This is a genomic window from Aquimarina sp. 2-A2, assembly GCF_045505135.1.
GTDB classification, from domain to species: Bacteria; Bacteroidota; Bacteroidia; order Flavobacteriales; family Flavobacteriaceae; genus Aquimarina; species Aquimarina intermedia.
Genome location: NZ_JBJKFI010000001.1, coordinates 637454 through 661014 on the forward strand (window position 1 = coordinate 637454; position 23561 = coordinate 661014).

At 36.0% G+C, this 23561-nt stretch carries 18 protein-coding genes; 5 read left to right on the forward strand and 13 right to left on the reverse strand.

Annotation, left to right across the window (positions count from 1 at the left end):
* Positions 1-18: 18 nt before the first annotated feature.
* The 9 genes from ACJRPK_RS02795 to uvrC form a co-directional block, all read right to left on the reverse strand.
* Entirely contained in the window at positions 19-2799 is a 2781-nt protein-coding gene (locus ACJRPK_RS02795) for a TonB-dependent receptor (protein ID WP_407138340.1), read from the reverse strand.
* Positions 2800-2975: 176 nt separating this feature from the next.
* On the reverse strand, positions 2976-4613 hold the full coding sequence (gene pgi, locus ACJRPK_RS02800; protein ID WP_407138341.1) for a glucose-6-phosphate isomerase: 1638 nt from the start codon (positions 4611-4613) through the stop codon (positions 2976-2978).
* 3 nt (positions 4614-4616) lie between these two features.
* Positions 4617-5876: a peptidoglycan DD-metalloendopeptidase family protein gene (locus ACJRPK_RS02805; RefSeq protein ID WP_407138342.1), complete on the reverse strand. Its 1260-nt coding sequence runs from the start codon at positions 5874-5876 to the stop codon at positions 4617-4619.
* Positions 5877-5880: 4 nt separating this feature from the next.
* Complete coding sequence (locus tag ACJRPK_RS02810) at positions 5881-6852, reverse strand: tryptophan 2,3-dioxygenase family protein (RefSeq protein ID WP_407138343.1); 972 nt, start codon at positions 6850-6852, stop codon at positions 5881-5883.
* Positions 6852-7625, reverse strand: a complete 774-nt coding sequence (locus ACJRPK_RS02815) for a DUF3108 domain-containing protein (protein ID WP_148781083.1) — start codon at positions 7623-7625, stop codon at positions 6852-6854. The genes ACJRPK_RS02810 and ACJRPK_RS02815 overlap by 1 nt, the downstream gene beginning before the upstream one ends.
* A gap of 382 nt (positions 7626-8007) precedes the next feature.
* Positions 8008-9147: a 4-hydroxyphenylpyruvate dioxygenase gene (gene hppD, locus ACJRPK_RS02820; RefSeq protein WP_407138344.1), complete on the reverse strand. Its 1140-nt coding sequence runs from the start codon at positions 9145-9147 to the stop codon at positions 8008-8010.
* 198 nt (positions 9148-9345) lie between these two features.
* Positions 9346-10506 (reverse strand): homogentisate 1,2-dioxygenase, encoded by a 1161-nt coding sequence (locus ACJRPK_RS02825; protein WP_148781085.1) that lies wholly within the window; start codon positions 10504-10506, stop codon positions 9346-9348.
* 179 nt (positions 10507-10685) lie between these two features.
* A complete protein-coding gene (locus tag ACJRPK_RS02830) occupies positions 10686-12971 on the reverse strand; it encodes a patatin-like phospholipase family protein (protein WP_407138345.1) in 2286 nt (761 codons plus the stop codon).
* Entirely contained in the window at positions 12968-14773 is a 1806-nt protein-coding gene (gene uvrC, locus ACJRPK_RS02835) for an excinuclease ABC subunit UvrC (RefSeq protein WP_407138346.1), read from the reverse strand. Before uvrC ends, ACJRPK_RS02830 begins: the two co-directional genes overlap by 4 nt.
* Positions 14774-14933: 160 nt before the next feature.
* Here uvrC and ACJRPK_RS02840 point away from each other — a divergent pair, with 160 nt between their 5' ends.
* Genes ACJRPK_RS02840 through ACJRPK_RS02860 form a run of 5 tightly spaced genes read left to right on the forward strand, consistent with a single transcriptional unit; the run spans position 14934 to position 18255 of the window.
* Positions 14934-15362 carry a RimK/LysX family protein gene (locus ACJRPK_RS02840; RefSeq protein WP_148781087.1) on the forward strand — a complete coding sequence of 143 codons (429 nt, stop codon included), beginning with the start codon at positions 14934-14936 and terminating at the stop codon, positions 15360-15362.
* Positions 15362-16234: a 30S ribosomal protein S6--L-glutamate ligase gene (gene rimK / locus ACJRPK_RS02845; protein WP_148781088.1), complete on the forward strand. Its 873-nt coding sequence runs from the start codon at positions 15362-15364 to the stop codon at positions 16232-16234. The genes ACJRPK_RS02840 and rimK overlap by 1 nt, the downstream gene beginning before the upstream one ends.
* A gap of 16 nt (positions 16235-16250) precedes the next feature.
* Positions 16251-17231 (forward strand): succinylglutamate desuccinylase/aspartoacylase family protein, encoded by a 981-nt coding sequence (locus tag ACJRPK_RS02850; protein ID WP_407138347.1) that lies wholly within the window; start codon positions 16251-16253, stop codon positions 17229-17231.
* The gene (locus ACJRPK_RS02855; protein ID WP_407138348.1) at positions 17224-17790 is read left to right on the forward strand and encodes a 5-formyltetrahydrofolate cyclo-ligase; all 567 of its coding nucleotides are present in this window, start codon (positions 17224-17226) and stop codon (positions 17788-17790) included. Before ACJRPK_RS02850 ends, ACJRPK_RS02855 begins: the two co-directional genes overlap by 8 nt.
* Before the next feature lie 60 nt (positions 17791-17850).
* Positions 17851-18255 carry a response regulator gene (locus tag ACJRPK_RS02860; protein ID WP_148781091.1) on the forward strand — a complete coding sequence of 135 codons (405 nt, stop codon included), beginning with the start codon at positions 17851-17853 and terminating at the stop codon, positions 18253-18255.
* Here the strand turns inward: ACJRPK_RS02860 and ACJRPK_RS02865 are convergent.
* From ACJRPK_RS02865 to ileS, 4 genes are read right to left on the reverse strand one after another with little or no spacing between them, the layout of a single operon-like run.
* Positions 18252-18869, reverse strand: a complete 618-nt coding sequence (locus ACJRPK_RS02865) for a lipoprotein signal peptidase (protein ID WP_407138349.1) — start codon at positions 18867-18869, stop codon at positions 18252-18254. The two genes, ACJRPK_RS02860 and ACJRPK_RS02865, sit on opposite strands and share 4 nt — an antisense overlap.
* 53 nt (positions 18870-18922) lie before the next feature.
* On the reverse strand, positions 18923-19579 hold the full coding sequence (locus ACJRPK_RS02870) for a hypothetical protein (RefSeq protein ID WP_407138350.1): 657 nt from the start codon (positions 19577-19579) through the stop codon (positions 18923-18925).
* 43 nt (positions 19580-19622) lie between these two features.
* Positions 19623-20006 carry a TraR/DksA C4-type zinc finger protein gene (locus ACJRPK_RS02875; RefSeq protein ID WP_148781094.1) on the reverse strand — a complete coding sequence of 128 codons (384 nt, stop codon included), beginning with the start codon at positions 20004-20006 and terminating at the stop codon, positions 19623-19625.
* Positions 20007-20010: 4 nt separating this feature from the next.
* Positions 20011-23415 (reverse strand): isoleucine--tRNA ligase, encoded by a 3405-nt coding sequence (ileS, locus tag ACJRPK_RS02880; protein WP_407138351.1) that lies wholly within the window; start codon positions 23413-23415, stop codon positions 20011-20013.
* Positions 23416-23561 lie beyond the last annotated feature (146 nt).

Consider the following 23561-nt stretch of genomic DNA (forward strand, 5'->3'; position numbering starts at 1 on the left):
ATATTATTTCCGTTAGTTTTAGAAATTATAACGTAAACTAGCATTCCAAGTTCTACCAAGACCAAAATATACTCTATTTGAAGTAGCTATGCCATCATAAGTGTCATCACCTTCTTCAGCGAAGTTATTCGTTTCTGACTCAGAGATATAAATTTCATTAAGAACATTGTTCATATTAAATCTGAAATTTAGCGATTTCCCTTTTGATAATTCCATTTTATAGGAGAATCCTGCATCCAAAAGTCCAAATGATGGTAATTCTAATGCTCCATCCTCAGTTACGTCAGTTGCGTCAAAATCAGCATATAATTTATCTACAAATCTATAATTTGCATCTAATTTTATAGATTTTATGATTTGGTAGCCAAGACCTAGACTAGCTGTAAGTTGAGGCGCATCACCCACTTTTACACCATCTAACTCCAGAACCGCTTGTTGTGGAATTCCATCAACATTAATTGGTTGATTACTTTCATCAAAATAGGTTGCGGAAGGATTTCCTTCATATTCCCAAATTCCATATGAGAATTGACCATTAAGAGATAATTGATCAACCGGTTTATAACTAAAATCAAATTCAAGACCAGAATGAACTTGTTTAATTCCTAAAATATTTGCGGACCCTCTAACTTCAGTTCCGTTAATATCAAAAGTAGTACTTACATTTTCAAATCGATCTTCCCATGATGTACGGTATAAATTGAAATTTGCTCTAAATGAAGAAAAACGAACACCATAACCTAGTTCAACACCTATAATTTTTTCATTTACAAGATCCTCATTGACATCATTTGATATGAAACTTGGAAAAACTGCATCAAACAGAGGTTGTTTAGAATAATAACCAGCGTTCGCAAATACATTGTGAACTTCATCAATATTCCAGTTAAGACCAGCTTTGATATTACCACCAAGAATATTTTCAACATCCGACTCCTGCTCAGGATCAGAATCTAAATAATTAAAATAATCAATACGCTGGAAACCTTGGTTAGATAAAGATCCTTGCATAAAAGCAGATATCACATCATTTGAGTATTCAACTTGACCAAATACTCCAATCCAATTCACAATACCTTCGTTGTAATAATCAATTTTCTCTTCGTCGTCTATACTTGAAAATACGTTAAATGCGTTTCCGGCTGTTGGTTTGTATGTTTCTGTTAAGAAACGGTACGGTTGGTTAATATTATCATTATCAACATAAACATCTGCACCTAAAAGATCAACAAGTCTTCTGTAGTGAATTCCTTTGTAAGTTCTAAGGTCGGCACCAAGATCAAAACTCCAATTCTCGTTGATTTGATTATTGAAGTTAATAATCCCTCCATACCAGTTGTGAGAGTTTACTGATGACCTTTGAGAAATTCCATTTTCTGCACCTCTAACATGATCTCTATCACTAACGTACATAGAAGAACTGTTATTACCATTAACAAATAAACCCTGGTAAGCAGGATCCCCTCCACCAGTATAGCCTTCTCTTTGTGAAAATCCATTTATCGCCTGTCCACTATTATAAGCAATAATATCATCGACACGGATTAATCCGTCGTCGGTTTTTAACGAAGATCTAAATGACCTTTGACCTTGAATTTGTCCAATAGAACCAATCGAACCACCTCTTCCAAAGGATGCATAAGCAGATGTAGACAAGGTTGAGTTTTCAGTAATTTTCCATTCCCAATTTAAAGAAGTTATTGGTTTATGGTAAAAGTTACCTCCAAACGTAAATTCTTTTCCGTTTCTCGTTCCCCAATCGCTATTATACTTTATTCTTGGCTCATCTTCGCTACCATATCTAATATAATCATTTATAGATGGTGCAAAACCACGACTGTTATGTTGTTGTGGAGCTCCAGTTAAGATGAAGTTGAAATCATGCTTATCATTAGGTTTGTATCCAACACCAACAAAATAGTTGAATCCTTCGAAAGAAGTTCCATCTACATAACCATCACCGGCAGTTCTACTAAATAGATAAGAAGATGACCATCCTTTCTCATTAATACCAGTTGAATATGAAGCTACAGTCTTGATATAGTCATTGTTACCTACACTTGTACTAACAAATCCACCTTCTTTCTTATCTGCTGAACGAGTCAAAACGTTAATTGTTCCACCAACAGAAGAGATGGCCAGTTTAGAAGAACCTAAACCTCTTTGAACTTGCATTGCTGTAGTAACATCTGCTAATCCAGCCCAGTTACTCCAATAAACAGCACCATTTTCCATGTCATTGATTGGAATACCGTTAATTAATACAGCGGTATTTTCCTGATTAAAACCACGAATGTTAATTCGAGCATCTCCGAATCCTCCACCTTGCTTTGTTGCATAAATGGAAGGGGTATTGTTTAGAATCTCAGGTAATTCCTGTGAACCTAGTTTTTCTTGAATTTCAGCCGCCTTAATAGTTGAAACTGCGACCGGAGTTTCGCGATCTTTAGCAATATCCACAACACCTGTGATGATAACTTCCTCTAGGGAGTTATCAAGAGACAGAGAGATAACACCTAAATCCTGATCTCCATTTGTTACATCAAAGGCGATGTTTCTGGATCCAAATCCAACATAAGAAATGTTGATTGTTCCTGTTGCATTGTTTGTTTTGATCGAAAACTTACCATCAAAGTCAGTTACTGCCCCGTTTGAAGTTCTCATTTCTAAAATATTTGCGCCAGGAAGCGGAGCGTTAGATTCGGCATCATAGACCGTACCTGTAACCGTACCCTGAGCAAAAGTTGATGTGACCACTGCCATCAACATTACAGCAAATAAAAATGTAATCTTTTTCATTATAATGAATTGAGTTTATTATTCGGTGCAAAAGAACGAATCTTTATTGAAACCAACTTTATGTAAATGTTAAAAATTTTCACATAATTTGTTTATGGTTTTACAATAAAAATTATCTACACTTGCTTGATTATAAATCAATTAAAAATATGAAAAATAAAGCACTTCCTTATTCTTTACTCTAGATATTTACGTAAAAGGGTATTGGTAGAGGAATCGTGATGTAAAATTTCTTCAGACTTTATTTCTGACACGATAGAACTTGCAAGTTGTTTTCCCAATTCTACACCCCATTGATCATAACTATAAATATTCCATATGATCCCTTGTACAAAAATTCGTTGTTCGTATAAGGCGATCAATTGTCCTAAACTTTTGGGAGTGAGTTGTTCAATTAAAATAGTGGTGGTTGGATTGTTTCCTTCAAAGATTTTAAAAGGGGTTAATTCGTCAATTTCCTCTTGCGTATGTTTTTTGTTTTTTAATTCACGTACAACTTGTTCTTCTGACTTTCCGTTCATCAAAGCTTCGGTTTGTGCAAAAAAATTAGCCATAAGCTTATCCTGATGATCTTGATCATTAAAAAGAGACTTTTTAAAGCCAATAAATTCTGCCGGAATTAATTTTGTTCCTTGATGGAGTAATTGAAAAAAAGCATGTTGTGCATTAGTTCCGGGTTCTCCCCAGATAATTGATCCGGTTTGATACGTGATTTTTTCTCCATTACGATCAACACCCTTACCATTACTTTCCATAATACCTTGTTGCAAATAGGCTGGTAATCGGTGTAGGTATTGCGAATAAGGAATTACAGCTTCACTTTCTGCTTCAAAAAAGTTGTTATACCATATGGTCAACAACCCTAAAATTACAGGGATATTTTTTTCAAAAGGTGTGGTCCTAAAATGTTCATCCATCTCATGTGCTCCTTCTAATAAAGCTTCAAAATTTTCAAAACCCACTGATAAAGCAATGGATAGTCCTACGGCGCTCCAAAGAGAAAAGCGACCACCAACCCAATCCCACAAAGGAAAAATAGTATCTTCGGCAATACCGAATTCTGTGACATTTTTTATATTACTTGAAACGGCTACAAAGTGTTTTGCTACTGCTTCTTGTGGTGCGTTTTTAAGAAACCACTTGCGTGCTGTGTTAGCGTTTGATAAGGTTTCTTGTGTTGAAAAGGTTTTAGATACTACTACGAATAATGTAGTTTCAGGATCTATCTTTTTAAGACATTGATGAATATGGTCTCCGTCGACATTAGATACAAAATGAAGCTTCAAATGGTTTTTATAAAATTCTAAAGCTTCAGTAACCATAACAGGTCCAAGATCTGACCCGCCAATACCGATATTGACAATAGTGTCAAATGCTTTGCCTGTGTGTCCTTTTAATTCTCCATTGATCACTTTATCACAAAAAGTTTTCATTTTTTGTTTAACTGCGTGAACATCAGCAACAATATCTTTATTGTCGAGTTGAATGGTTTGTGATGCCGGAGCGCGAAGAGCTGTATGTAATACCGCACGATTTTCGGTTGCATTGATAGCATCTCCAATAAAATAGCTTTTGATCGCAGGCTCTAAACCTGTTTCCTTAGCGAGGTCAACCAATAAATTGATAGTGGTATTATTTATTCTCTGTTTTGAATAATCTACATAAAAGTTTTTCCATTCAATCGCAAATTCTTCACCTCGTGAAGGGTGTTGTGTGAAAAGCTCTTGCAAAGAAGTGTTTTGGAATTCATTATAATGATCCGATAACGCTTTCCAGGCTTTGGTGGTGGTTGGGTTGATAGTTGGTAATGTCATAATTTATAAAATTTCGTTGTCTGTCTCGAAAGTAATCTCGTCCAGTTGTGATTTAAGCGGTGTAATATGAGTAGTAAAAATAGGCTGTAAAGAATCAGCAAGTGGTTTGCTTGCGGGGAGATCCTGTTTAAAAGGGTCAACCTCACGACCGTTTTTCCAAAAACGATAACAAACATGAGGTCCGCCGGTATTACCAGTCATGCCTATATAGCCAATTACGTCGCCTTGTCTCACATACTCTCCTTTTCTAACTGCCTGTCGGCTCATATGTAAATACTGTGTTTCATAGGTAGCATTGTGTCGTATTTTAACATATTTACCATTACCACCACGGCGCTCAGATTTTGTTACAATACCGTCGGCGGTTGCAAGAATTGGCGTTCCTATGGGTGCAGCAAAATCCGTTCCTCGATGCGGTCTTATCTTGTTGCCATAATATTTAATTCTTCGCTTTAGGTTATAGCGAGAGGAGATCCGGCTAAATTGTACGGGAGCTCTCAAAAAAGCACGTCTCAAGTTATCTGCATTTTCATCATAAAAATCGGCAATACCTTTTGTACTGTCAGAGATAAATTTAAAAGCATATACTGATTTTCCGCGATGCTCAAAATGAGAAGCCTTTATTTCACCGATCCCTGCCGGAATGGTGTCATTAATAAATTTTTCTGTGTAAATAACTTTGAATCGGTCACCTGCCTGAAGTCTGGTAAAATCGATAGTCCAGGCGTATATATCAGCAAGTTTATAAGCTACCAAAAAACTAAGGTTGAGCTCGTCAAAGGTTTGAGACAGGTTGCTCTGGATAGTTCCTGAAGCAATTTTCTCGACAAGTTTAACTGGTTTTTTTCGTTTGTAAACTTGAATACTGTCCGTAAAATCCACAACCGTATAATCGATTTTATTGTTAATATAGACAAAAATTTCTGCGGACTTGGTGGTGTCTTTTGGTTTTAAAACCACATAGGGTTTTCCTGCTCTTATGCGTGCAACGTTAAACGAATCTTTAATGGCGTTGGTAATTTCAAAAACCTTAGCTCGTGTGATGCCATGACTATCTAAAATACCACCGAAACTGTCACCTCGTCGAATGGTATCCCTAATCACCTGATAGTCATTAAGAGCATAACCAAACTCCTTGACCACGGGTGGCGGAAGTTCTTTTTTAATTTTAACAGCAGCAGGGGCTACTTTTGCTTTTTCATTTTCCTTCTTACATGAGTAAAATACTGCGATAGCAAGCAGTATATAAATAAACTTCTTCAATTGATTAATGCTGTTTTTTGTTGTTAAACTGATGGGTAACCCATTGCTGACCCCAATTTTCTTTTTCCTCTTGACTCCAAAGATTAGGAAAAAATGTGATTCTTTGAAAGCTTGGAGGTAAAAAACTTTTCCAATTTGTGCCTCCGGTAGCAGAAATTTCTCCTTTTCCTTTGTTGAGATATCGATATGCTGCCCCCATATGCATCAAGAGCCAGTTGATATTGACATTTGTATCAAAAGTACGCAAAGCATCAATGAGTACAGCGTTATTGCGTTCTTTTTCTGGTAATTGCATGTATTTATGATATACAGTATTGTTTTCAACCTGATGGGCAATTCGAATCATTCTGGGGGTATATCGATATTCAAACTGTTTAAGGGTTAATGTTTTTTCTCCGGTTTCGAGATCTGTTGCACCTGATTTCCAATAAAGATTTTCATAAAGATCTTCTAGTGCAGTATCCTCACCAAATTGATCCCTTCTCTTGGCACTAACCAAATTTTGCAAGGGAGTAGCGTATATTTCTATCAACCTAAATTGGACCGATTGAAACCCACTGGCGGGTAACAACGACATTCTAAACTTAAGAAATTGTTCTTTATCCATACCCTTGATCATCACATCAAAAGAATCTATAAGTACTCCAAAATAGCGGTTTATTCGAACGAGTTTTTCAGTAAAAAAAGTAGCGGTTTGAAGTTTATCGTCAATGATCTGTTTGAGTTCATGAATGATTAACTTAAAATACAATTCTGTAATTTGATGATAGGTTATAAAAATTTCTTCATCAGGAAAATGGGTTCGTGGAACTTGAAGACTTAATAGTGTGTCAAGATGAATATAGTCCCAATACGTCAGGTATTTATCATGTAGCAGGCCATCCAGATAAGCGCCTAAATCCTGTCCTGAATTCTTGAATTTTTTTTCAAGTTGTTTGATTTTTTCGGTAATTTCGGGTTGGATGTTTTCTTCCATTAGTCTATTATAATTTTGAATGGGTGCTTTAGCCCCTTAAAGGCATCTAGATCTGCTTCTATAGAGCCTACGAGTATGTCAGCTTTGATCTTAACCGGCATTCGATTTTTATCATCACTAATCCAAACGGTCATACTTTCTTCTTCTTTAAATACGCGTTCGGCCTGCACATACGGTCTAAACTTTAAACACGAGATTTTACCTAGCTTTGTTTTAATGACCTCTCTGCCAAGAAACTTGAGTTTGAATTTGTAATTTTCATTGTCAAAAAACATATCCACATATTTTTCGTCACCAATCTTTAAGGATCTCGTGTCAAGATTATTTCTTAAGTAATAAAAAGAGGACATCAAATCCTGAATATCACCTTTGGTGTCAAAAGTACGTCTGGTATTTCGTTTTTTGTCGTGGACCAAAGCTTTTTTCTTAGCATGATCAAAATTAATTTCTATGTCTTTAGTATGTCCACCTTCATTTATTTTGCGAATAAAACGATAGGGTATGACTTTTTCTCTATTGATGTAGGTTTCGTAGTAATCTTCTACCTTAAAAAAGGCACTGAGTATCCCAGACGATTTACCTACACCAACGATGTGGTGTACAGGTTTTCCATCAAGTATTTCTTTTTTGACTTCTAAGGTGGCATAGCTGGCGGTAAACCATCCATAATGAATTCTAAACTTAAACCATTCACCATCCTGAAACGCCTGATGGGTTTGCTGTGATATGGCGGTGGTGCTTACGAATAAGAGCAATATAAAAATGTTTCTCATAAAGATTTGGGATTTAAAAAGCTATGATCATGAAGTCATTTGCAATATCCATTCCAAAAGTAAGGTTTAATATAAACACTTAAAATACAATTATGTTGCAAAAATATAAAAACAAAAAAAGAGAGCCACCACAGCTCTCTTTTACTTTTATTAACCAACTAAAAACTTAAATTATGAGAATAATTATTGTTTTCATAATAAATGGTAACCACTCCATTTATTAATACAAAAGTGGGCTTTTTTTATTGATTTATCAACCGAAAACGTTTTTTTAATATGAAATTTAACAAAAAATTAGTTAAATAAATATAATAATATATTAATTGCTGTTTTTTTAGCGCTTTAGTTGCGAATATGTGAAATTAAACTGATTAACATTAAGTTACAGCGTTCCACGTTCTTCTTGTTCCCGCTCTATAGCTTCAAAAAGGGCTTTAAAATTACCTTTTCCGAATGATTGAGCACCTTTTCTCTGGATAATTTCAAAGAACATAGTAGGGCGGTCCAATACAGGCTTGGTAAAAATTTGTAAAAGATATCCTTCATCATCTCTGTCAATGAGAATACCTAATTCCTTTAAAGGTTCAAGTTCTTCATCGATTTCGCCAACTCTATCCAAAACGGTATCATAGTAACTGGAAGGTACGGTTAAAAAGTCGACTCCTCTTGCCTTTAAAGATGATACTGTTTCAATAATATTATCTGTTGCCAGTGCCATATGTTGCACACCTGCGCCATTATAAAAATCAATATATTCTTCAATTTGAGATTTTTTGCGGCCTTCAGCAGGTTCATTGATAGGAAATTTGATTCGACCGTTTCCATTACTCATAACTTTACTCATAAGAGCGGTATATTCGGTAGAAATATCTTTATCATCAAAAGACACTAGTTGCGCAAACCCCATGACTTTGGCGTAAAATTCGCACCATTTATTCATCTCATTCCAGCCCACATTTCCTACCATATGATCAATATATTTAAGACCCGTGGATTCGGTTTTATACGGTTTAGTCCATTTGGTATATCCGGGAAGAAAAACTCCGTTGTAATTCTTGCGTTCAACAAAAACATGCACAGTTTCCCCATAGGTGTGGATTCCCGAGGTTACCACTTTACCATTTTGATCGCTGTCAGTTTTTGGTTCAAAATATGATTTAGCTCCGCGTTTTACTGTTTCTTCATAACTTTTTGTAGCGTCATCAACCCAAAGAGCCACAACTTTAACACCGTCACCATGGGCATTAATGTGTTGGTTTATTGCGCCATCCGGTTGTAATGGCGAGGTTAGTACCAATCGAATTCTGTCTTGTTGTAATACATAAGAGACACGATCTTTAAGGCCTGTTTCAAGACCTGCATAGGCAATGGGTTCAAATCCCCAGGCTGTTTGATAGTAGTATGCAGCTTGTTTTGCATTGCCTACATATAGTTCTACATAGTCTGTTCCTAATAAGGGTAAAAAATCTTCGGCTTGCGGAATGATTTTCTCTAAATTTTCTGGTGTTGTATGTGTTGACATGATTGTATTTTAATAGAATTGAAATAATGCTTGATTTTTGTATACTCGCATAGAGTCTTCCTTACCACATGGCTCTTATATGCGCTGTAATATCTATTCTGAAGTTAAGCATAATTTTGATAGTTTATAAAATTGTGATGTTAAGAAACTTAAGTTTAACATGTATTTATCCAGCATTACACAGGGATACTACTATCTCTAATGTTCGAGCCATGAGGTATGATAATCATCGTCTGCAATTTTCATAGCAGCTTCGGTCACCATAAGAGGTTTAAACGTATCTACCATCACCGCAAGTTCATCTGTTTTGGTTTTACCAATACTTCGTTCTACGGCACCGGGGTGTGGACCATGTGGAATACCTGCCGGATGTAATGAAATGTGCCCTGCATCGATATCATTTCTACTCATAAAATCACCATCAACATAATAGAGAACTTCGTCACTATCAATATTACTGTGATTATATGGTGCGGGGATACTATCCGGGTGATAATCATAAAGTCTGGGAACAAATGAGCATACTACAAAGGCATCGGTTTCAAAGGTTTGGTGTACCGGTGGTGGTTGATGAATTCTTCCTGTAATAGGTTCAAAGTCATGAATGGAAAATGCATAAGGAAAATTATAACCGTCGTACCCAACTACATCAAAAGGATGTGTCGCATAGATCATATCAAAAATCTCATCTTGCTTTTTGACTTTTAAAAGAAATTCACCCTTCTCATCATGGGTTTCTAGAGTATGGGGAGGTCGCAAATCCCTTTCGCAAAAAGGAGAATGTTCCAATAATTGTCCAAACCAGTTTCTGTATCGTTTAGGAGTATAAATCGGCCTTCTCGATTCTACAATAAACAATCTGTTGTCACTCGTATCAAAGTCCATTTGATAGATAGTTCCTCTGGGGACTACGATATAATCTCCATATTTAAAGTCTATGACACCCAAATGGCTGATAAAGCGACCACTCCCTTTGTGTATAAACAGTAATTCATCAGCATCAGTGTTTTTGTAAAAATAATCTTTTACTGATTCCTGCGGTGCAGCAAGCGTAATATGTACATCCGCATTGGTAAGTACAATTTTTCTGCTTTCTAAATAATCCTTTTCAGGTTGTATTTTGAAACCATGGAGACGATAAGACTTTATATTGTTTTTTAAAGCAATTTTGGGAGCTGCATCATAGCTTCCCTTAATCTCTTTAACTTGCGTGGGTCTGTGGTTGTGATACAGATTTGTTGACATACCATCAAACCCTATAGTTCCAAATAATTGTTCGTAATATAGTGAGCCATCAGGTTTTTTGAAAATGGTATGGCGTTTTGGTGGGATCTTACCCAGGCTATGATAAAAAGGCATAATTCAATACTTTAAATAAATAACTAAACTTTCTTCTGAAAATAAGGATCAATTAACAGTTCCCTTTATTCAGGATTGCGCTTGATAAGGTAGTGAAGATGTATCAATAAGTTGTGCCAAAAAAGAGTCATAACATTACAAATGTCGTAAATTTTTTGCTGATTCGTGTCATCAAAGTATTAAAACCAGAAGCCAATGCTAAAAAACCATTCACTTTCACCCAACTCAGGAGAATACGAATACTTGACCTGCACGGGTCCGGCAAAGGTTTCTAAACCATACCCGAGAGCATAGCCTGTAAATTCAGGGTTTTCAAACCATTTACCTGTGCTAAAAAGTTTTTTTCCTGCATTAGCATAGTTGGCAGCAAGGTTGATATGGTTTTTTGGGAATATTTCGTAATCAACGGTAACGCCTACTTTGGCAAAACTTTGACCGGTAAACCCTATAAAGTCATACCCATAAAAAGGTATGAAATTATTAATAGTCTTAGCGCCAAATCCTCCCAAAAAGAAATCAAAAGAATCAAGATCCGTATTCCCTATTTTAGTACCGGCTTCGGCTTCGGTTTGGACAGAGACGTTGTGACGTATGGGAAACGCATATCCGAGTTTAGCTTTGAATATAGAAAACTCATTAAAATTATCGTTATAATCTGAAGAATAGAAGTAGCCGTTCAAATCTGCTGAAAGCAAGTAACCTTTTGAAGGGAAATATTTGTTGTCAAAAGAGTCAAACCGTAATGATGAAAAAGCGCCAATATAATCACTATCGTCAAACACGGTTTGGGGGACTAAATTTTCATCTTCACCAAACGTTTCAGTAAAAATGTTCAGGTTCTTGTATTCTACGCCAAAACCAAGGGAAAAGGTTTGTTTTAAAAGGGTCTGAGCGTATACTTGAGCTGTATAATCTTTATACTCTACATCAACATTATTAATACCTATATTAGGTACGACAGTGATATCAGTTAAAAAGCCGTAGGGAATATCTTTTTCAAATTTATTATAGCGAAATTTAAAGCCATAACTCCAGTAAAAACCTTTATCGACATAGTAATCTACATTATATCTAATATTGTCTCCTAAAGCAAGATCTGCAGATAGAACATCATTGTTAAGAAATAAACTTTTGCGGGTAACATTAAGTAACGCAGCTGTTTTATACAGATCATCGTAATGCACTGCTAAGCGAAGTAGCATTTTGTTTTTGCTTTCTTTTACGTTTACTAATAATCCTTTGCCGGTTTCATTATCGATGAGACGATGACTTACCCGATCAAAATTACCGGTCGCTGATAGGTTATTAATTCCTTCATTAAGTCTTTGATAGGTTGTAGTAAGCGGTATTTTCATTTTGAGTTTTCCTTTGACGTAGGATCTCGTATAGCGCGTATTGCCAGAAACAAGCAGACTGTTAATATGTATAGTGTCAGATGTTTTAGATATAAGTTGCTTTCGTTTTATAACATTGGTTCCCGATTGCTGCTGACTCCGAATTTCTTCAAATAATTGCATCGAATTTTGCGCTGCCTCTTCTCCAACTTTTATTATTTTTTCAGTATCCTGAAAGGACAGAACGGTAAAATCTCCGATAGATGGCTTAATATAGACATCGGTTTTTGTGATTTTATCCCTCATATCCTTTATGGTTCTAAAATTGCTAATTTGCAACATGATATTTGTTACAGAGTTAAGCTGGTTTACAGTCATTAAACTGTCTTGAACATCCACTCCTATAACAATATCTGCGCCTCTTTTTTTGATCTCTTCTACCGGATAATTATTTGCAACTCCACCGTCGGTTAGTAACACGCCATCAATTTCAACAGGGCTAAAAACGGAGGGAAGTGCACTACTTGCAGAAACAGCTTGTGGTAAATATCCTTTATCCAAAATTACTTGTTCTCCGTTTTCAATATTAGTAGCCACACAGAAAAAAGGAATAGGTAGACTGTCAAAATCACGCACATTGTTTACGTGAGAAGTATATCGCGAGAAAAGGTTGTAAAAATTCTGTCCCTTGGAAAGGCCTTTAGGTAAACCAACTTTGAATTTATCAAAAGGGAGGGTTATAGCGTACTTTTCGGCATCTTCTCTTTCATAAAAGGTTTTTGCACGACGTGGGAGATCATCCTGTATTAGTTCGTTAAAATCCACAGATCTAAAGATGGAGTCTAAGGTTGAGGCGCTATAACCGGCTGCATATAAAGAGCCAATGATGGCTCCCATACTCGTGCCACCAATGTAATCAATACGTACGCCTGAGTCTTCGATAACCTTTAGAACACCTATATGCGCTAGACCTTTTGCACCACCACCGCTTAAAACAATTCCAACTTTTACATCCTTTTGATTAGCAATAGTATCTGTTGAAGTTTGCCCAAGAATAGTAAAGCTTCCTAAATAGCACATGGCAAGGATGCAAACCGATAGTACTTTTGAAAATGGAGTTGATTGATTCACGTTGGATCCTTTTTAGAAAGATAGTAATTATAAATTTTGGTTGCGCGAGAATTTCCTACAATTTGAGCAAGTTCTTGTATAGAGGCTTCTTGTATCCTTTTAACCGACCTAAAAGTCTTTAATAGCTCAATCACTGTTTTTTCTCCAATTCCCGGTATTTTATCAAGTTCGGTGTCCAGTGCAGCTTTACTCCTTTTTTGACGGTGAAAGGTAATGCCAAAGCGATGCGCTTCATTACGTAGGTGTTGGATAACTTTGAGTGTTTCTGATTTTTTATCCAAATATAACGGTATAGAATCTCCCGGATAATAGATCTCTTCAAGACGTTTAGCAATACCAATAATGGTAATCTTGCCTCGCAAGTCGAGATCATCTAGGGCTTTTAGTCCAGAGGACAACTGTCCTTTACCACCATCCACGATGACAAGTTGTGGTAACGGCTCTCCTTCTTCTTTTAAACGTTTGTAGCGACGATAGACTACTTCTTCCATAGAAGCAAAATCATTAGGGCCATCCACCGTTTTTATATTAAACTTGCGATATTCTTTTTTGCTTGGCTTTCCGTTTTTAAAAACAACACAAGCAGCGACTGGATTAGAGCCTTGAATATTTGAATTATCAAAACATTCTATATGATGTGGCTCTGAGGGAAGTCTCAAATCTTTTTTCATTTGAGCCATCAACCTTTTTTCATGACGATCCGGATCAATAATTTTAATTTGCTTAAAACGTTCTTGTCGATAATATTTTGCATTTCTAATAGAAAGATCGAGAATTTTTCTTTTGTCCCCTAATTGAGGGACGGTAACTTTAATATGTTCGCCCAGGCTAAGTTTAAAAGGAAGATAAATTTCTTTTGAATTAGAATTAAAACGTTGTCTAAGCTCAACTACGGCTAGTTCTAGCAGTTCTTTATCGGTTTCATCGAGTTTCTTTTTGATCTCAGTGGTATGAGATCGAATGATAGAACCATAGGAAAGCTGTAAAAAATTGACGTACCCATAAGCTTCATCCGATATTACAGAGAAAACATCTACGTTACTAATTTTTGGGTTAACTACTGTGGATTTTGCTTGGTATTTTTGAAGAACTTCGATCTTTTCTTTTATACGCTGAGCCTCTTCAAACTCCATATTCTCGGCATGTGTATGCATGAGGTTTTTAAATTGTTGCAAAGAGTCTTTAAAGTTTCCTTTTACAATTTGTCGTATGGCTTCTATGTTTTCGTTATATTCATTTTCTTCCTGTAGACCTTCACATGGGCCTTTACAATTGCCTAGATGGTATTCCAGACACACCTTGTATTTGTCGTTTTGAATTTTTTCTTCAGCTAAATCATAGGAACAGGTTCTGAGCTGGTATAAATTTTTAATTAATTCGAGTAGTGTATTTACCGTTTTAAAACTTGTATAGGGACCAAAGTATTCTGAACCATCCTTGATTAGATTTCGCGTAGGAAAAACTCTTGGAAAACGTTCTTTCTTGATGCAAATCCATGGATACGTTTTATCGTCCTTGAGCATAACATTAAACCGTGGCTGATGCTTTTTAATCAAATTGTTCTCTAGTAAGAGTGCATCAGTTTCGGTTTCGACGATGATGTGTTTGATAAAACGGATTTTTTTTACTAAAACTCCGATACGATGGCTGTCATGCTTTTTTGTAAAATAAGAAGAAACTCTTTTTTTTAAATTCTTAGCTTTACCAATATAAAGTAATTTATCATCTTTGTCGTAATATTGATACACCCCAGGATTACTTGGCAGGGTTTTTAATTGTATTTCTAGAGGAAGTTGCTGCATATTCACAGTGTAAATTTAAGATATAGTGTCATGTTAAAAGGTGCTCAAAAGGTTTAATTTATGTTAAAAAATTAAAGGATTCCGCATAGATTAAAAAAAAAAGGATAAGTTCGAAAAGCACGTTTATCTTTGTGTCATGATAATTTAATTCACCATTTTTTTGGAAGTAAAAAAAAGAATAATAGGAAGAACAGATAAGGCCGATTTCCCACTTTTGGAAATCAATGAAATCGACGTAAAAATTGATACAGGTGCCTATACCTCTTCAATTCATTGCAAAGATATAGAAGAGATCGACGAAACGTTACAATGTAGTTTTCTGGATGCCACACATCCAGAGTATAATGGTAAACAGTTTGTTTTTACAAACTATGATATTACTGCTGTTAAGAGTAGTAATGGGGAAATAGAAGTGCGGTATACTATACGAACTAAAATACGTCTGTTTAATAAAACATATCCAATCACACTTACCTTGTCTTCAAGAGATGATATGCGATTTCCGGTTTTACTGGGAAGACGATTTTTGAGCGGAAAATTTTTAGTTGATCCACAATTAGAAGATCAATCACATAATAATAAATCATAATGAACATTAAAATCTTGTCGCGAAGCGCAAACCTTTTTTCAACAGATGCGCTTGTGCAGGCAGCGGTAAAACGTAAACACACAGTACAGGTAATTGATCCGCTAAATTGCGACATAGTAATTGAGAAGAAAAAACCGGAAATTTATTATAGAGGTAAACGATTAGATCACGTTGACGCAGTAATTCCAAGAATTGGCGCTTCCATTACCTTTTATGGTACTGCGGTAGTACGTCAATTTGAGATGATGAATGTGTTTACTACCGTACAATCACAGGCACTGGTGCAGTCAAGAGATAAATTACGTAGTTTACAGATATTGTCAAAAGCGGGTTTAGGCCTGCCTAAAACGGTGTTCACAAACTACTCAAAAGACGTGTCTGGTGCTATAGAACATGTGGGAGGTGCTCCTTTAATCATAAAACTATTGGAAGGTACGCAAGGATTGGGAGTGGTATTAGCAGATACACAAAATGCTGCTGAGTCTGTGATAGAAGCCTTTAATGGATTACAAGCTAGAGTGATTATTCAAGAGTATATTAAAGAAGCTAAGGGCGCTGATATTAGGGCTTTGGTAATTGATGGACAAGTGGTAGGAGCGATGAAGCGTCAAGGTAAGGACGGTGAATTTAGATCTAATTTGCATCGCGGTGGTAGCGCAGAGGTTATTGCGCTTAGTGAAGAGGAAGAAAATGCTGCTATTAAGGCAGCAAGAGCAATGAAGTTGGGGGTTGCAGGAGTGGATATGTTGCAAAGTGAACGAGGTCCATTAATATTAGAGGTAAACTCGTCCCCGGGCTTAGAGGGTATTCAACAAGCCACAGGAAAGGATATTGCAAAATCAATAATCAGATATATCGAACGAAGTATATAATTACATTCTTTCTACTATGAAAAAATCAGATGTTCTTAATATCTTAGGTGAGCATATACAATTGGGTGAGAGCCGAACGATCAATTTCAACATAGCCAATCTTTATACATCTACAAAAGTTGAAATTCCCATTATAATAGAGCGTTCAAAAAAATCGGGTCCCACTGTTTTAATAACAGCCGGAATTCATGGGGATGAGGTAAATGGTGTGGAGATAGTACGACAAATTATTTCTAAAAAGATCAATAAACCTATGTGCGGTACGATTATTTGTATTCCGCTTTTAAACGTTTTTGGTTTTTTAAACATGGATCGGTTTTTTCCGGACGGACGTGATTTAAATCGGGTTTTTCCCGGTTCCAAAAACGGTTCGTTAGCGAGTCAATTTGCTTATCAGTTTACCAATGAGATTTTGCCCGTTGCAGACTATTGTCTGGATTTTCATACCGGTGGAGGAAGTCGTTTTAATGCAGCTCATATTCGGGTTGATCCTACCAATGCTGAGTTAATGAAATTGGCGGAAACGTTTAATGCACCTTTTACGTTGTTATCTAAAAACGTTGATGGATCATTCAGAGCTACCTGCTCAAAAAAAGGAATTAAAATTTTACTTTTTGAAGGGGGGAAATCCCAAAACAGTAATAAGGATATAGCAAAGGAAGGAGTGATCGGTACAATGAGAATACTAAAACACCTCGAAATGCTTATGCCGGAGTTTTCAATTCCTAATGCCCGAGCCAAAAGTATAGTCATTAAGAAAAGCTACTGGGTACGAGCTAAAAACAGTGGTATGCTTCATATCAAAATTCCTTGTGGTAAACATGTTGAAAAAGGAGAGTTTTTGGCCACAATTACAGATCCATATGGGAAAATGCGCACCGTGGTAAAAGCTCCTAATGAGGGGTATATTATTAATGTGAATGAAGCTCCGATAATCCATAAAGGAGATGCGATTTTTCATATAACCACAGCACTATTTGAGGATGCCAATGAATAAAAAAGCACTGAGACAGCACTATAAAATGTTACGGACTGGTTTGGATGCCAGCACCATAGAGTCAAATAGTTTAGCAATTGCTAATCGCATCTTAACCTTGCCTTTATGGGACTTTAGTTTCTATCATATTTTTTTGTCCATTGAAGAGCAAAGGGAGGTAGATACAGATTTTATACTGCATATTTTGCAGGGAAAAGATAAAAATGTAGTGATTTCTAAAAGCGATTTCACAACGAATCAACTTAGTAACTATCTGCTTACTGATAACACCCGTTTAATAAAGAATGAATATAATATCCCAGAGCCTGTAGACGGCATACCTATTGCTTCTGATCAAATTGAGGTGGTTTTTATACCCCTGTTAGCATTTGACACAGTTGGGAATAGAATAGGGTATGGGAAGGGTTTTTATGATCGATTCTTAGCCAAATGTAATGAGAAGGTGATCAAAGTAGGGCTATCTTTTTTTGAATCAGCACCAGAATTTAGTTTTGTAGAATCTACCGATATAAAACTTGATTATTGCGTCACCCCCAATAAAACTTATGTATTCGAGTGAAATTAGCTTGAATCTGGAGATTCTTTATAGTATATTAGATTCTTTAATAGTAATACACTTATGTCCCAAAAATTAGGAAGAATATGCATCATTGATGATGATAAAATTTATGTTAATCTTGTTAGCAAGATAATTAAGATGAGAGCGTTATCTGATGAGATCTTAATTTTTAAAAACGGAAAAGAAGCCATTGAGTTTTTTGTTCAGGCACTTCCCGGTAATCAAAAAGAGATATTTCCTGATGTAATTTTATTGGATTTGAACATGCCAATTATGGATGGATGGGAATTTTTGCAAGAATTCCAGAAGATCAAAGATCAAATTGTTGAGAGCTATAGTTTATATGTTGTAAGTTCGTCTATTGATTCTCGCGATGTTGATCGTGCTAAAGCAATCGATTTTGTTAGGGATTACCTCACTAAACCTATCAAAATTAAGGATTTTGAAAGAATTCTCAGCAATTAGGCTGCTTTACTAAACTCTTTAGGAAATGCTTTTTTATTGAAAATAAGCAGTAAAAAGACCCCAATACTTATTGCAGAGTCTGCAATGTTGAAGACAGGATCGAAAAAAGAAAATGGTTGTCCGCCCCAGATAGGAATCCATTCTGGCAAGATATCATCATACAGGGTGAACTGAATCATATCTACCACCTTACCATAAAAGAGATCTTCATATCCCCCGGCAACCGGTAAAAATTCTGCAATTTGGATACTGGTACTTTCACTAAATAGAACACCATAGAATATGGAATCGATGATATTCCCAAAGGCTCCTGCAAAAATTAATGCAATACAAAATACCAGAATATCCGGGCTCTTTTTACGTACAGAATCGTATAGCCAATAACCAATACCGGTTATAGCGACGAGTCTAAACAGCGTCAATGCAAGTTTTCCGTAAATTCCTGGAAGTTCAAAACCCCAAGCCATACCTTTGTTCTCAACAAAAACTACTCTAAACCAATCAAAAACTTTTACTTCTTCATATAGGCTAAAATGTGTTTTTATGTAAATTTTAGAGACCTGATCGATTAATAGGACTAAGAATATTACTAAAATTGATTTTTTTAAGGACATAAGTATAGTTTACAAGATCATCGATCTTATATAAGAGCGACAAAAATAATGTTTTATTTTATTTTATAGACATTAATATCACCGTTGAGCGATATTAGGTTTATGGAGTGATTTCCCAGCATATTTTCAGTCAAAATAATGCCCGTATTAGTACTTGTGGTTAGGGTAGCATTCTTGGTATATAGAGTTATCGTACCAGAGATTGTATGTACATCTGCATCTCCTTCAAAGTAATTGGCTCTAAAAATTCCAGAATTGAGCTCGGCGAACAGATAGTGTAGTTTGGCATCAATGATACAATTAGCTTGCTTAGATGTCAGGTAGATACTTATGTTTTCAGGAACAAAAATTGTCATCTTTGCAGCACTTATTTTATGTGCAGCGAGTTTATCATTAAGTTTTTCAAGAAAGGGTTGTATATAATCTGATATGTGCAAGGCAGATTTAGTTCTTTTTGACTGAATGACGAACATGTTTTGATATTCACCTTCTGAAGAATAATTAATTTTAATTTCTTTTCCTGAAGTGTTTAAAATTTCAATCGTAGAAACAAAATCAGTTTGAATGTACACTGCACTTATATCGGCACTTGAAATTTTTTTTTCACCATGTCTTTGTCCATAGCCACAAGAAAAGGTAAAAAATAAAGTAAGATTAAGTAAAAGCACATAATTCATCGCGGTAGATATAAAATAAATAATGCTCTCCATTAACAGAAAGCATTACTTATTATTCTCAGGAAAATCTAGTTGCCTAGCTCTGCATATTTTTAGCTTCAATACTCAATGTTGCATGAGGAACAAGCTTTAGCCGTTCCGGATTAATTAGTTTTCCGGTTACTCTACATACTCCGTATGTTTTGTTTTCTATACGTAACAATGCATTTTTTAAATCTCTAACGAATTTTTCTTGTCTAATGGCTAATTGTGTATTGGCTTCCTTAGACATTGTTTCGCTTCCTTCTTCAAATGCTTTAAAAGTTGGCGAGGTATCATCCGTACCATTATTACCATCATTTTTATAAGCGCTTTGAAGTAGTTCCAGATCTTTATTGGCTTTTTGCATTTTTTCAAGAATGATTTCCTTGAATTTAGCAAGCTCAGCATCGCTATACCTTACTTTTATATCATCTGCCATGTCATTAATTTTTTTTAATTATTAATTGGGTTGCAATGTCATCAAACGTTATTTCGGTACCATTTATTATGGTTTCTGAAAATTCGATGGTTTCGGTAAGCGTTTCACTTTTGATATATGCATCATTGGTTAAAACTGCTTCCTGAACTTGTTTATTGCTCTCAAACACGATGGTAATCTTATCGGTAACCTCAAGTCCGCTGTCTTTTCGTAAATTTTGTATACGATTAACTAACTCCCTAGCAACACCTTCTTTCTTTAGATCTGGTGTTATGGTTACATCCAAAGCCACTGTCAAAGCTCCGGAATTTGCGACAAGCCAACCTTCAATATCTTGAGAACTTATATCAACATCTTCGGATCCTAATGTAATAATTTTATTATTAACTTTTATATCATAGCTTCCTGTTTGTTCAAGAATTTTAATTTTTTCTTGATCAAATCCTTGTATTTCGTTGGCTATCAACTTCATGTCTTTCCCAAAACGAGGGCCTAAAGTTTTGAAATTTGGTTTAATCTGTTTTACTAAAATACCTGAAGCATCGTCGATAAGCTCTATTTCTTTTACATTAACTTCACTTTTAATAAGATCAGATATTTCTTGTATTTCTTTTCTCTCAGCTTCATTAAGTACAGGTATCATGATTCGTTGTAGGGGTTGACGTACCTTGATTTTTTCTTTCTGACGTAAAGAAAGTACCAACGATGAGACGGTTTGCGCTTTTTGCATTTTGTGCTCTAATGCAACATCTACGTAGGATGCATCATACTCTGGAAACAATGATAAATGAACACTTTCAAAACTTTCTTTTCCTGTAACGGCATTTAAGTCTTTATACAAGCGATCCATAAAAAACGGAGCAACCGGCGCACCTAATTTTGCAACGGTAACCATACAAGTGTAGAGTGTTTGATAAGCAGATATTTTATCTTTTTGATAATCCCCTTTCCAAAACCTTCTTCTGCTCAATCTTACAAACCAGTTACTTAAATTCTCCTGTACAAAATCTGAAATTGTACGGGTAGCCTTGGTGGGTTCATATTCGGTATAAAAAGCATCTACATTCTTGACAAGTGTATGCAGTTCGCTTAAAATCCAACGATCAATTTCCGGACGTTCCTGCAAGGGAATGTCATCTTCCTTATATGTAAACTTATCAATATTGGCATAAAGTGTAAAAAATGAATATGTGTTATACAGGGTGCCAAAGAACTTACGACGCACTTCTGCGATCCCCTCGCTATCAAATTTTAAATTATCCCAAGGGTTCGCGTTGCTAATCATGTACCAACGTGTGGCATCAGGTCCGTAGGCTTTTAACGTTTCAAAAGGATCTACAGCATTACCAAGACGTTTGGACATTTTTTGTCCGTTTTTGTCAAGAACCAAACCATTGGATACAACATTTTTGTAAGCAACATCATCAAAAACCATGGTGGCTATAGCGTGAAGTGTGTAGAACCATCCTCGTGTTTGATCTACTCCCTCAGCAATAAAGTCAGCTTTACGTGCTCCAGATTCTACTTTTTCTTTATTTTCAAAAGGATAATGCCATTGTGCATACGGCATAGATCCGGAGTCAAACCATACGTCAATTAAATCACTTTCTCTGCGCATCGGTTTGCCTGATGGTGACACTAATGTAATTTTATCAACTACATTTTTATGCAGGTCAATGGTATCATAATTTGCTTCGCTCATGTCGCCGACTTTGAACTCAGCAAAAATATCTTCAGCAAGAACACCGGCTTTAATTGCTTTGTCCATTTCGCTTTTTAGCTCAGCAACAGAACCTATTATTAACTCTTCTTTTCCATCGTCAGTTCTCCATATAGGTAGCGGGATTCCCCAAAAACGAGAGCGTGACAGGTTCCAATCATTCGCATTGGCTAACCAATTACCAAAACGACCTTCCCCGGTAGCTTTAGGTTTCCAATTGATACCTAAGTTCAATTCATGCATACGATCCTTAAAATCGGTAACTTTTATGAACCAGGAATCCAAAGGATAGTACAAGATTGGTTTATCGGTACGCCAGCAATTAGGATAACTATGCAAATACTTTTCAACCTTGAAAGCTTTGTTTTCTGTTTTTAATTTAATGGCAATTTCAACATCAACAGATTTTTCAGGTGCTTCTCCATCATCATAGTATTCATTTTTGACGTATTTTCCGCCAAGTTCACCCATTTGACCTATAAAGCGACCTTGCAGATCTACCGTAGGAACTAAGTTGTCATTTTCATCTAATAACAACATCGCCGGAACTTCGGGTACCGCTTGTTTGGCTACTAATGCATCATCGGCTCCAAAGGTTGGTGAGGTATGTACAATACCGGTTCCATCTTCGGTAGTTACAAAATCTCCGGATATAACTCTAAAAGCATTTTCAGGATTATGATAGGGTTGTACATAATCTAATAATTGTTCATATCGAACATCAACCAGGTCAGCGCCTTTACATTCGGCAACCACCTGATACGGTATTTTTTTATTTTCTGAAGTGTAGGATTCTAATACTGTAGCATCTTCTGCAGCATAGTATTTTCCTGTGAATTGCTTAGCAAGCAAACTTTTGGCAAGCACAACTTGAATTGGCTCAAAAGTATATTGATTAAAGGTTTTTACAACAACATACTCAATTTTTGCACCAACAGTTAATGCAGTATTACTCGGTAAGGTCCAGGGTGTGGTAGTCCAGGCCAGAAGGTATAAATTATCTTCTAGTTGAGATAACGATGCAGGTAATGTTTCTTTGATTACTTTAAATTGTGCTACAACGGTGGTATCCGTCACATCCTGATAGGTTCCCGGTTGATTTAGTTCATGAGAACTCAATCCCGTTCCTGCCTTTGGAGAATAGGGTTGTATAGTATATCCCTTATACAGCAATCCTTTTTTATATATTTCGGATAGCAACCACCATACACTCTCCATATATTTGGATTTGTAAGTAACATAAGGATCTTCCATATCCACCCAGTATCCGATCTTTTCAGTCAAATCATTCCAGATATCTGTATAGCGCATCACGGCTTTTTTACAAGCCTCATTATATTCTTCTACGGTAATTTTTTTACCAATATCTTCTTTCGTGATACCCAATTCCTTCTCCACGCCAAGCTCAACAGGGAGACCATGAGTGTCCCAACCTGCTTTTCTCTTTACCTGAAAACCCTTCTGAGTTTTATAACGACAAAAGATGTCCTTAATGGCACGCGCCATGACATGGTGAATACCAGGTAACCCATTGGCAGACGGAGGTCCTTCAAAAAATACAAAAGGAGCTGATTGTTCACGCTCGGAAATGCTCTTTTCAAAAATGTTATGTTGTTGCCAAAAATCCAGTATTTCTTCTGCAGTTTTTGGCAAGTCAAGTCCTTTGTATTCAGGAAACTTCGTGCTCATGAGGTCGTTCTTTCTGTTAAGTGTGCGAAAATAAGGATTTTATTGAAAAAAGATAGTGATTTTTAACGGTAAACGTGTTGTGCTATATTTAAAAAGCACACTCATTATATTGTTATCTATAATAGAGTATCGCACAACCTGATTGA

Excerpts from the sequence above, each read along its gene's own strand:
- ACJRPK_RS02795 (WP_407138340.1), bottom strand. The coding sequence starts at position 2,799 with ATGAAAAAGATTACATTTTTATTTGCTGTAATGTTGATGGCAGTGGTC.
- pgi (WP_407138341.1), bottom strand. The coding sequence starts at position 4,613 with ATGACATTACCAACTATCAACCCAACCACCACCAAAGCCTGGAAAGCG.
- ACJRPK_RS02810 (WP_407138343.1), bottom strand. The coding sequence starts at position 6,852 with ATGGAAGAAAACATCCAACCCGAAATTACCGAAAAAATCAAACAACTT.
- ACJRPK_RS02815 (WP_148781083.1), bottom strand. The coding sequence starts at position 7,625 with ATGAGAAACATTTTTATATTGCTCTTATTCGTAAGCACCACCGCCATA.
- hppD (WP_407138344.1), bottom strand. The coding sequence starts at position 9,147 with ATGTCAACACATACAACACCAGAAAATTTAGAGAAAATCATTCCGCAA.
- ACJRPK_RS02825 (WP_148781085.1), bottom strand. The coding sequence starts at position 10,506 with ATGCCTTTTTATCATAGCCTGGGTAAGATCCCACCAAAACGCCATACC.
- uvrC (WP_407138346.1), bottom strand. The coding sequence starts at position 14,773 with ATGCAGCAACTTCCTCTAGAAATACAATTAAAAACCCTGCCAAGTAAT.
- rimK (WP_148781088.1), top strand. The coding sequence starts at position 15,362 with ATGAACATTAAAATCTTGTCGCGAAGCGCAAACCTTTTTTCAACAGAT.
- ACJRPK_RS02850 (WP_407138347.1), top strand. The coding sequence starts at position 16,251 with ATGAAAAAATCAGATGTTCTTAATATCTTAGGTGAGCATATACAATTG.
- ACJRPK_RS02855 (WP_407138348.1), top strand. The coding sequence starts at position 17,224 with ATGAATAAAAAAGCACTGAGACAGCACTATAAAATGTTACGGACTGGT.
- ACJRPK_RS02860 (WP_148781091.1), top strand. The coding sequence starts at position 17,851 with ATGTCCCAAAAATTAGGAAGAATATGCATCATTGATGATGATAAAATT.
- ACJRPK_RS02865 (WP_407138349.1), bottom strand. The coding sequence starts at position 18,869 with ATGTCCTTAAAAAAATCAATTTTAGTAATATTCTTAGTCCTATTAATC.
- ACJRPK_RS02870 (WP_407138350.1), bottom strand. The coding sequence starts at position 19,579 with ATGGAGAGCATTATTTATTTTATATCTACCGCGATGAATTATGTGCTT.
- ACJRPK_RS02875 (WP_148781094.1), bottom strand. The coding sequence starts at position 20,006 with ATGGCAGATGATATAAAAGTAAGGTATAGCGATGCTGAGCTTGCTAAA.
- ileS (WP_407138351.1), bottom strand. The coding sequence starts at position 23,415 with ATGAGCACGAAGTTTCCTGAATACAAAGGACTTGACTTGCCAAAAACT.